The organism is Streptomyces montanisoli (assembly GCF_017813245.1).
GTDB classification, from domain to species: Bacteria; Actinomycetota; Actinomycetes; order Streptomycetales; family Streptomycetaceae; genus Streptomyces; species Streptomyces montanisoli.
In genome coordinates this window covers 1-8,120 of sequence record NZ_JAGIQL010000230.1, presented here as the reverse complement: position 1 = coordinate 8,120, position 8,120 = coordinate 1, and the positions used below count along the sequence as shown (strand labels likewise).

11 protein-coding genes are annotated in these 8,120 nt (G+C 72.8%); 7 read left to right on the top strand and 4 right to left on the bottom strand.

Annotated elements, in window-relative coordinates:
* From JFN87_RS30610 to JFN87_RS30595, 4 genes are all read left to right on the top strand, one after another.
* The coding region (locus JFN87_RS30610) for a hypothetical protein (protein WP_209345378.1) at positions 1–244 on the top strand (244 nt) is incomplete at its 5' end.
* The gene (locus JFN87_RS30605; protein WP_209345380.1) at positions 231–701 is read left to right on the top strand and encodes a roadblock/LC7 domain-containing protein; all 471 of its coding nucleotides are present in this window, start codon (positions 231–233) and stop codon (positions 699–701) included. The genes JFN87_RS30610 and JFN87_RS30605, both read left to right, overlap by 14 nt.
* A gap of 61 nt (positions 702–762) precedes the next feature.
* Positions 763–1,200 (top strand): DUF742 domain-containing protein, encoded by a 438-nt coding sequence (locus JFN87_RS30600; protein WP_307865657.1) that lies wholly within the window; start codon positions 763–765, stop codon positions 1,198–1,200.
* Positions 1,151–1,837, top strand: coding sequence for a GTP-binding protein (locus tag JFN87_RS30595; protein ID WP_209345374.1), 687 nt, complete (start codon positions 1,151–1,153; stop codon positions 1,835–1,837). The genes JFN87_RS30600 and JFN87_RS30595 overlap by 50 nt, the downstream gene beginning before the upstream one ends.
* Before the next feature lie 106 nt (positions 1,838–1,943).
* Here the strand turns inward: JFN87_RS30595 and JFN87_RS30590 are convergent, their stop codons facing one another.
* Genes JFN87_RS30590 through JFN87_RS30580 form a run of 3 tightly spaced genes read right to left on the bottom strand, consistent with a single transcriptional unit; the run spans position 1,944 to position 4,545 of the window.
* Positions 1,944–2,609 carry an ABC transporter permease gene (locus JFN87_RS30590; protein WP_209345372.1) on the bottom strand — a complete coding sequence of 222 codons (666 nt, stop codon included), beginning with the start codon at positions 2,607–2,609 and terminating at the stop codon, positions 1,944–1,946.
* Positions 2,606–3,388: an ABC transporter permease gene (locus tag JFN87_RS30585; RefSeq protein ID WP_209345370.1), complete on the bottom strand. Its 783-nt coding sequence runs from the start codon at positions 3,386–3,388 to the stop codon at positions 2,606–2,608. The genes JFN87_RS30590 and JFN87_RS30585 overlap by 4 nt, the downstream gene beginning before the upstream one ends.
* Complete coding sequence (locus JFN87_RS30580) at positions 3,385–4,545, bottom strand: ABC transporter ATP-binding protein (protein WP_209345368.1); 1,161 nt, start codon at positions 4,543–4,545, stop codon at positions 3,385–3,387. The genes JFN87_RS30585 and JFN87_RS30580 overlap by 4 nt, the downstream gene beginning before the upstream one ends.
* Before the next feature lie 238 nt (positions 4,546–4,783).
* On the opposite strand from JFN87_RS30580, the gene JFN87_RS30575 reads away from it, so the two are divergent.
* Entirely contained in the window at positions 4,784–5,860 is a 1,077-nt protein-coding gene (locus tag JFN87_RS30575; RefSeq protein WP_209345366.1) for an LLM class flavin-dependent oxidoreductase, read from the top strand.
* The gene (locus JFN87_RS30570) at positions 5,857–6,585 is read left to right on the top strand and encodes a CE1759 family FMN reductase (protein ID WP_209345364.1); all 729 of its coding nucleotides are present in this window, start codon (positions 5,857–5,859) and stop codon (positions 6,583–6,585) included. Before JFN87_RS30575 ends, JFN87_RS30570 begins: the two co-directional genes overlap by 4 nt.
* 57 nt (positions 6,586–6,642) lie before the next feature.
* Here the strand turns inward: JFN87_RS30570 and JFN87_RS30565 are convergent, their stop codons facing one another.
* The gene (locus JFN87_RS30565; RefSeq protein WP_245182566.1) at positions 6,643–7,041 is read right to left on the bottom strand and encodes a BlaI/MecI/CopY family transcriptional regulator; all 399 of its coding nucleotides are present in this window, start codon (positions 7,039–7,041) and stop codon (positions 6,643–6,645) included.
* Positions 7,042–7,227: 186 nt separating this feature from the next.
* Here JFN87_RS30565 and JFN87_RS30560 point away from each other — a divergent pair.
* On the top strand, positions 7,228–8,120 hold an 893-nt coding region (locus JFN87_RS30560; RefSeq protein ID WP_209345360.1), incomplete at its 3' end, for a phosphatase PAP2 family protein.

Here is an 8,120-nt window from a genome sequence, read left to right as displayed (position 1 = left end):
GCGCGGCGCGACGCTGCAAGGGCGCGGCCGGTTCGCGGACGAGCTGCCGCGCACGGTCCCGCGAGCCTGGCGGCCCGCCGACGCGCAGGCCGCGCGCGACGCCATCGACGAGTTCGAGGCGGCCGTGCAGCGCGCCCACCGCGACGCGCCCCCGGAACGTCCGCAGAGACAACGTCCGCAGAGACAGCAGAAACCGCAATCGCAGGGAATGCACAGAGAGGCCAGTGACGATGTGGACAGGTGACGCGGGGCAGAATCCGCCGGAACCCACCGACGTACAAGCCGCGGCCGCGGACTTCACCTGGCTGCTGAACCGGTTCGCCACCGAGACGGCGGGCGTCGTGGACGCCATCGCCGTCTCGTCCGACGGGCTGCTGATCGCCGTGTCACGGCGGGACGCGCCGGCCGACTCGGAGCGGCTCGCCGCGATCGTGTCGGGCATCACGAGCCTGGCCATGGGCGCGTCCGGCAACTACGGACTCGGCGGGCTCAACAAGGTGATCATCGATCTGGAGAGCGGGCACGTACTGGTCTCGGCGATCGGCAACGGCGCCGTGCTCGGGGTCGTCGCCTCCAAGGAGGCGAAGCTCGGCAACATCGCCTACGAGATGACGCTCTTCGCCAACCGCGTCGGCGCGGCCCTCAGCCCGCAGCTGGTGCTGGAACTGAAGAACAATGTGGGCGTTTCACCGACCAGGTGACCGGAAACGGCCGCACTCCGCCGGGCCGGGCGGACCGGGCGCCCCGGGAGGGATCGTGAAGGTGGCTGGTGAGGAACCGGTCGAGGGGGACGGCGCGCTGGACGAGGACGGCGGGGGCCGTGCCTCGGCCGTGCGTCCCTTCCTGCTGACCGCGGGCCGGGTCGCGGGCACGGCGGGTACGAGCAAGGGCCCGCCCATCCCGATCGAGACGCAGGTCGTCGCGACGTCGGGCGGGCTCGCCGCGCTCGACTCCTTCGCGTCCGAGCACCGCGAGATCATCGCGGCCTGCCGTCGCCCGCAGTCGCTCGCGGAGCTCGCCGCACGGCTGCGGCTGCACCTCAACGTGGTCCGTGTACTCGCCGACGACCTGCGCGCCCAGGGGCGCCTGCGGGTCTATGTGCCCCGGGCGAACGCCGCCCAGGACGCCTCTGTTCTTCGAAGGGTGATCGATGGTCTCCGCACCGTCCCCGACTCCAGGGGGTTCCTCCGTGAAGGCTGACCCGTCAGGCACGGTGTCCCCCGGCGCCGCCGGTGCCGCCGGCTCTCCCGGCGCCGCCGACGCGGCCGTCCAGCAGCCGCCGCTGCCCGTGAAGATGGTGATCGCGGGGGGCTTCGGCGTCGGCAAGACGACGACCGTCGCGTCGATCTCCGAGATCGAGCCGCTGACCACGGAGGCCGCGATCACGACGGTCGCCGCGGGCGTCGACGACCTGAGCCACACCCCGGAGAAGACGACCACGACGGTCGCCATGGACTTCGGCTGCATCACCCTCGACCCGACGCTGAAGCTCTACCTGTTCGGCACGCCCGGTCAGGAGCGGTTCGGGTTCATGTGGGACGACGTCGTGGAGGGGGCGCTCGGCGGCCTGGTGATCGTCGACGCGAGACGCCTCGACGACTGCTACGCGGCCGTCGACTACTTCGAGAACCGCGACATCCCGTTCGCCGTCGCGCTCAACGCGTTCGACGGCAAGGTCGAGTACGAGCTGGACGAGGTCCGCTGGGCGCTCGACGTCTCCGACCACGTGCCGGTGACGGTGTTCGACGCGCGCGAGCGCGGCTCCGTGCGCGACACGCTGCTCGTCGTCCTCGAACTGGCCCTGGAACGCGTGGAACGGGCACAGGGCCGCGCCTGAACGCCTGAGCCCGCCGCCGGAACGGCACACAGCGAAACGCGCCGGGCGCCCGCGAGGTCTCCCACCTCGCGAGCGCCCGGCGCGGCGGCGTTCAGCGCCGCCGTGTTCAGCGCTGCCGCACGCCCCGCGACACCGCGAAGCGCGACGCGAGACCGAACAGCCCCAGCGTGGCGAGGGCGAGCGCCGCCACGAGCGTTGCGCCGCCGACCACCTTCTCGTAGTTGCGCTGGTAGAGCCCGTCGATGATGTACCGGCCCACGCCGCCGAAGCTCACGTACGCGGCGATGGTCGCGGTCGACACCACCTGGATCGCCGCCGACCTCAGACCGCTGAGGATCAGCGGGAGCGCGACCGGCAGTTCGACCTGGAAGAGGATCTTCATCGAGTGCATGCCCATGCCGCGCGCGGCGTCCACCGGCGGCGGGTCGACGGTGCGCACCGCCTCGTACGTGGTGACGAGGATCGGCGGGATGGCCAGCACCACCAGCGGGATCAGCACCGGCAGCTTGCTCAGCCCCATCAGCACGAACAGCAGCACCAGCAGGCCGAAGCTGGGCAGCGCGCGTGCGGCCGTCGCCAGCAGGGCGAGCGCGTTGCCGCCGCGCCCGTAGTGCCCGGTGAGCAGGCCGATGGGCAGGCCGACGGCCGCGGCGATGCCGAGCGCGATGAGCGAGAACTCGACGTGCTCGACGAGGCGGGTGGGGATGCCGTCGTAGCCGTGCCAGTGCGCGCCGTCGGAGAAGAACGCGGTGATGAAGTGGATGACGGTCACAGCGTGCTCCCCGCGGTGGGCCTGACGTCGGTCGTGCCGCCGTCGAGCGGCTCACCCGTGGCGGGGCCTTTGCCCGCGCCGCGGTCCGCGCCGGCGTCGCCGTTCGCGCGGTCGCGGCCGCGCAGCGCGCGCCTGCCGCTCTTGGGCAGCCACGGCGTCAGCGCCACGCGCACCAGGACGAGCGCGGTGTCGGCGAGGATCGCGAGTACGGCCGTGGTGACCACGGAGCTGACCGCGTAGATCGGCCGGTGGAAGGTCATCGCGTCCTGCAGGAGGTTGCCGAGCGCGCCCTGGTTGCCGATGAGCGCGCCGACGCTGACCAGGCTGATGCTGGAGACCGTCGCGACGCGCAGGCCGGCGAAGATGGCGGGCACCGCGATCGGCAGCTCGACCTGGAGGTAGCGGCGCACGGGCCCGATGCCCATCGCCACGGCCGCCGCGTGCGTCTCGGGGGACACGGACCGCACCCCGTCCACGATCGCGGGCACGAGCACGACGAGGCTGTAGAGGCTGAGGGGGATGACGACCGTGGTCTTGGTCTGCCCGGTGTAGTCGATGAGGACGACGAAGAACGCGAGCGACGGAATCGCGTAGAGCACGGTGGTGGCCCACAGGACGGGCGGGTAGAGCCACTTGAAGCGTACGCACAGCTGCGCGATGGGCAGCGAGAGCAGGAGGCCGATGGCGACGGGCAGCAGCGCTTCCTGCAGGTGGAGGCCGATGAGCCCCAGGTAGGAGTGCTGGAGGTCGCTCGGCATGTTGAAGAAGCCGTTGTTCATCGAGCGGCTCCCACGTCCACGGGCGCCGTGCCGCGCTGGCTGTGGGCCGCGCGTATCGCGGCGGCTATCTGCTCCTGCGAGACGACGCCGACGGCGCGGCCCTCGCCGTCCACGGCGACGGCCCAGCCGGTCGGCGAGAGGACCGCGCAGTCGAGCGCGACGCGCAGCGAGTCCTCGCCGTGCCGGAACGCCTGCCCGTGCGGCAGCAGCTGTGCCGGGCCGCCCTTGGGCCCCGCGGCCGCGGCGCCGGACTCGCGCAGCCGCGCCGCGTCGGCCCAGCCGAGCGGCCGGCCGTCGACCCCGACGACGAGGAGGTGCCCCAGCCCCTCGGTGGCGCGGGAGGAGACCTGCTGCGCGGTGGCGTCGGAGGCGACGATGCCGCCCGGGTCGACGGTGAGCGCGTCCGTGCCGAAGAAGGACAGGCCGCGTATGCCGCGGTCGGCGCCGAGGAAGTCCTCGACGGCCGCGTCGGCGGGCGTGGACAGCAGCTGGTCCGGCGGCGCGTACTGGGCCAGCCTGCCGCCCGTGCGCAGCACAGCGATCATGTCGCCGACGCGTATCGCCTCGTCTATGTCGTGCGTGACGAAGACGATGGTCTTGCCGAGCTCCTCCTGGATGCGCAGCAACTCCTCCTGGAGGCCGCGCCGCACCACGGGGTCGACGGCGGAGAACGGCTCGTCCATGAGCAGCACCGGCGGGTCGGCGGCGAGGGCGCGTGCGACGCCGACGCGCTGCTGCTGGCCGCCGGAGAGCTGGTACGGGTAGCGCTTGGCCATGGACGTGTCGAGGCCGACGCGCTCCATCAGCTCCATGGAGCGCTCCCGCGCCTTGGCCTTGGACCAGCCGAGCATGCGCGGCACGGTGCCGATGTTGTCGGCGATCGTGCGGTGCTGGAAGAGGCCCGCGTTCTGGATCACGTAACCCATGGACCTGCGGAGCGCGTTGACGGGCTTGTGCTGGATGTCCTCGCCGTCGATGAGGATCCTGCCGCCGGTGAGCTCGATCATGCGGTTGATCATGCGGAGCGTCGTGGTCTTGCCGCAGCCGGACGGGCCGACGAGAACGGTGATGGACCGGTCGGGGACCTCCAGGGAGAGACCGTCGACGGCGACGGTGCCGTCGGGATACCTCTTGCTGACAGCTTCGATGGATATCAAGGCACCAATCACCCTTCGGTCCGGGCACCGGGCTGGGAAACGATCGATGAGCGACGATCGCAGGTGCGCAAGTGTAGACACCGCGGGTGAGCGGGCGGCGGGCGCCGCCGCGCGGCGGCGCTTGCGGGCGCGGCGGGAATAGGGGACGGGGTGCTTCCGTTGTCCCGGGTAGTTCAACGTTCAACCAATGCGGCGGCCGGTCCGGCCGGCCACGGAGCGCGGAAGGGATGAGTGCGCGATGGAGTTCGGGATCTTCACCGTCGGTGACGTGACCGCCGACCCGACCACCGGACGTACGCCGAGCGAGCACGAGCGGATCGAGGCGATGGTCGCCATCGCGCGCAAGGCGGAGGAGGTCGGCCTCGACGTCTTCGCCACAGGCGAGCACCACAACCCGCCGTTCGTCCCCTCGTCGCCCACGACCATGCTGGGCTACATCGCGGCGCGGACCGAGCGGCTCGTCCTGTCCACGTCCACGACGCTGATCACGACGAACGACCCGGTGAAGATCGCCGAGGACTTCGCCATGCTCCAGCACCTGGCGGGCGGCCGCGTCGACCTCATGATGGGCCGCGGCAACACGGGCCCCGTCTACCCCTGGTTCGGCAAGGACATCCGGGAGGGCATCCCCCTCGCCGTGGAGAACTACGCGCTCCTCCACAGGCTGTGGAGACAGGACGTGGTCGACTGGACGGGCAAGTTCCGCACCCCGCTCCAGGGCTTCACCTCGACGCCGCGCCCGCTCGACGGCGTGCCCCCGTTCGTCTGGCACGGCTCCATCAGGTCCCCGGAGATCGCGGAGCAGGCCGCCTACTACGGCGACGGCTTCTTCGCCAACAACATCTTCTGGCCCAAGGGCCACTTCCAGAAGCTGATCGAGCTGTACAGGCGGCGGTACGCGCACTACGGGCACGGCACGCCCGAGCAGGCGATCGTCGGGCTCGGCGGGCAGGTGTTCATGCGGGCGAGGTCGCAGGACGCGGTGCGCGAGTTCCGCCCGTACTTCGACAACGCGCCCGTCTACGGGCACGGCCCGTCGCTGGAGGAGTTCACCGAGCAGACGCCGCTGACCGTCGGCAGCCCGCAGGAGGTCATCGAGAAGACGCTGTCCTTCCGCGAGACGTTCGGCCACTACCAGCGCCAGCTCTTCCTGATGGACCACGCGGGGCTACCGCTCAAGACCGTCCTGGAACAGCTCGACCTGCTGGGCGAGGAGGTCGTCCCGGTGCTGCGCAAGGAGTTCGCCTCCGGCCGCCCGGCGGACGTCCCGGACGGGCCGCCCGCCCACCCGGCCGTCGAAAGGACAAGGACATGAACACGGACGCGGACACGGACACGGACACGAGGGATGTGAACCGCACGAGGCTGGTCGCCGTTACGGCGGGCGTCGGCAAGCCCTCGTCGACGAGGCTGCTCACGGACCGCCTGGTGGCGGGCGTGAGCGAACACCTGGACGCGGACGTACGCGTCGTCGAACTGCGCGACCTGGCCATGGACATCGCGGGCAACGTCGTCTCCGGGTGGCCGTCGCAGGCGCTGCGGGAGGCCCTGGAGGCGGTGTCGGACGCGGACGGGCTGATCGTCGCCACGCCCGTGTTCGCCGGGTCCTACAGCGGGCTGTTCAAGTCCTTCTTCGACCTGGTCGAGCCGGACGCGCTGACCGGCACGCCCGTGCTGCTCGCCGCGACGGGTGGCACCGCGCGCCACTCCCTGGTCGTCGAGCACGCGCTGCGGCCGCTGTTCTCGTACCTGCACGCGCTGACGCTGCCGACGGCGGTCTTCGCGGCGACCGACGACTGGGGCGCCGGCGCGGACACCCACGCGGGCGGCCTGCCGGGGCGCGTGGCGCGGGCGTCGCGCGAGTTCGCGCAGCTGCTGGGCCGCACGAGGGGTACGACGGGCACGGTGGGCGTGGCGCCCGCCGCGACCGTTCCGGCGGCGACCGTTCCGCCGGCGCGCGCGGAGGGCGGCGAGGCGGCGGACGGCGAGGCGGCGGACGAGGTCGTCCCGTTCGCCCGGCTGCTCGCCGACCTCGCCTGACGTTCCCGGCCGGTGCTCAGGCGCCCCCGGGGCTCACCCGGGGGCTCACCCCGGGACTCACGCGCCCTCGGGGGCCTCGGGCACCTCCCCGAGCAGCTGCCGTAGCAGCCCCTCGTCCCGGTCCGACAGGTCCGCGACGAACCGGGTGAGCACTGCCTCGTGGTCCGAGTCGGCCTCCAGTTCCTGCCGCATCCTGCGGGCGGTCAGCCCGTGCCCGTCCGCGACCGGTGCGTACGCGTACGCACGGCTGCGCTTGCCGCGGGTCAGCAGCCCCTTGTCGAACATCCGGGAGAGCACCGTCACCACGGTGGTGTAGGCGAGCCCCTCGCCGAGGCGGCGGCCCACCTCGCCGGGGGTCAGCGCACGCGGCGACGACTGCAGCACGGCGAGCACCTCGGCCTCCAGCGCCCCGCCAGGACGGCGTTCCCGTTCCCCGGGGGCAGGTCCGGCGTTCAAGAGTTGGCCCGCCTCCCGGCATCGTCTAAAGTCCCAGGGAACTTCTACCATCGTGTAGAAGTTGATTGATCGCCGAGTCTGCCACATCCGCACGCCGTGCCGCGTCCGGCGCACTTCCGCGCCCTCACGCCCGGCGAGTGACGGGCCGGACCCGTACGCTCTTTCCGCCCTTGGGAGACTGGCCCGATGACCCTCCATTCCACCGTCCAGCTCGCCTTCGACGGCTCGTCCATCGACGGCTCGCTGTTCACGTCGGTCACCGGCATCGCGAAGTCGACCCGGTGGCTGAACGGCCCGCTCGACTGGTGGACCAACGCGGGACTCGGCGTCTTCGCGGTGCTCATGGTCATCGGCTTCTGGAACGCGCGCCGGCGCGACACGCTCTCCCTGACGCGCGCCCTGGCCGCCCCGGTGGCGGTGGTGGTCGCGTTCGCGGTCGCGGAGGTCATCAAGAAGGCCGTCGCCGAGGTGCGGCCGTGCTACTCGGTGCCGCACGCGTACTTCGTCGACCCGTGCCCCGTACGCAGCGACTACGCGTTCCCCAGCGGCCACACCACCACGGCGTTCGCCACGGTGGCCGCGCTGTGGCTGCTCGACCGGCGCCTCGCGGTGGTCACCGCGGCCTTCGCCGTCTTCGAGAGCTTCACCCGCGTCTACCTCGGCGACCACTACCCGCACGACGTGGTCGGCGCCGCCGTGATCGCCGTGCCGGTCGCGTACCTGACCAGCAGGATCCTCAGCCGCCTCGCCACGCCCCTTGTGGGCCGCCTGCGCGGCGGGCTACTCCAACCGGTGCTGACGGCGGCCCCGGGTGGCGCCCACGCGGCGGGCCGCACCCGCCCGGGGGGGCCCGGGGCGCGGGGGGGCCCCCCCGCGGGGGGGGCCCCCCGGGGGTCGGGGGGGGCGGGCGCGGGGGCCCGGGCGGCGGGGATGCCGGGGGGGCGGCTCCCCGCGGAGAGAGGGGGGGGGGGGGGGGGGGGGGGGGGGGGGGGGGGGGGGGGGGGGGGGGGGGGGGGGGGGGGGGGGGGGGGGGGGGGGGGGGGGGGGGGGGGGGGGGGGGGGGGGGGGGGGGGGGGGGG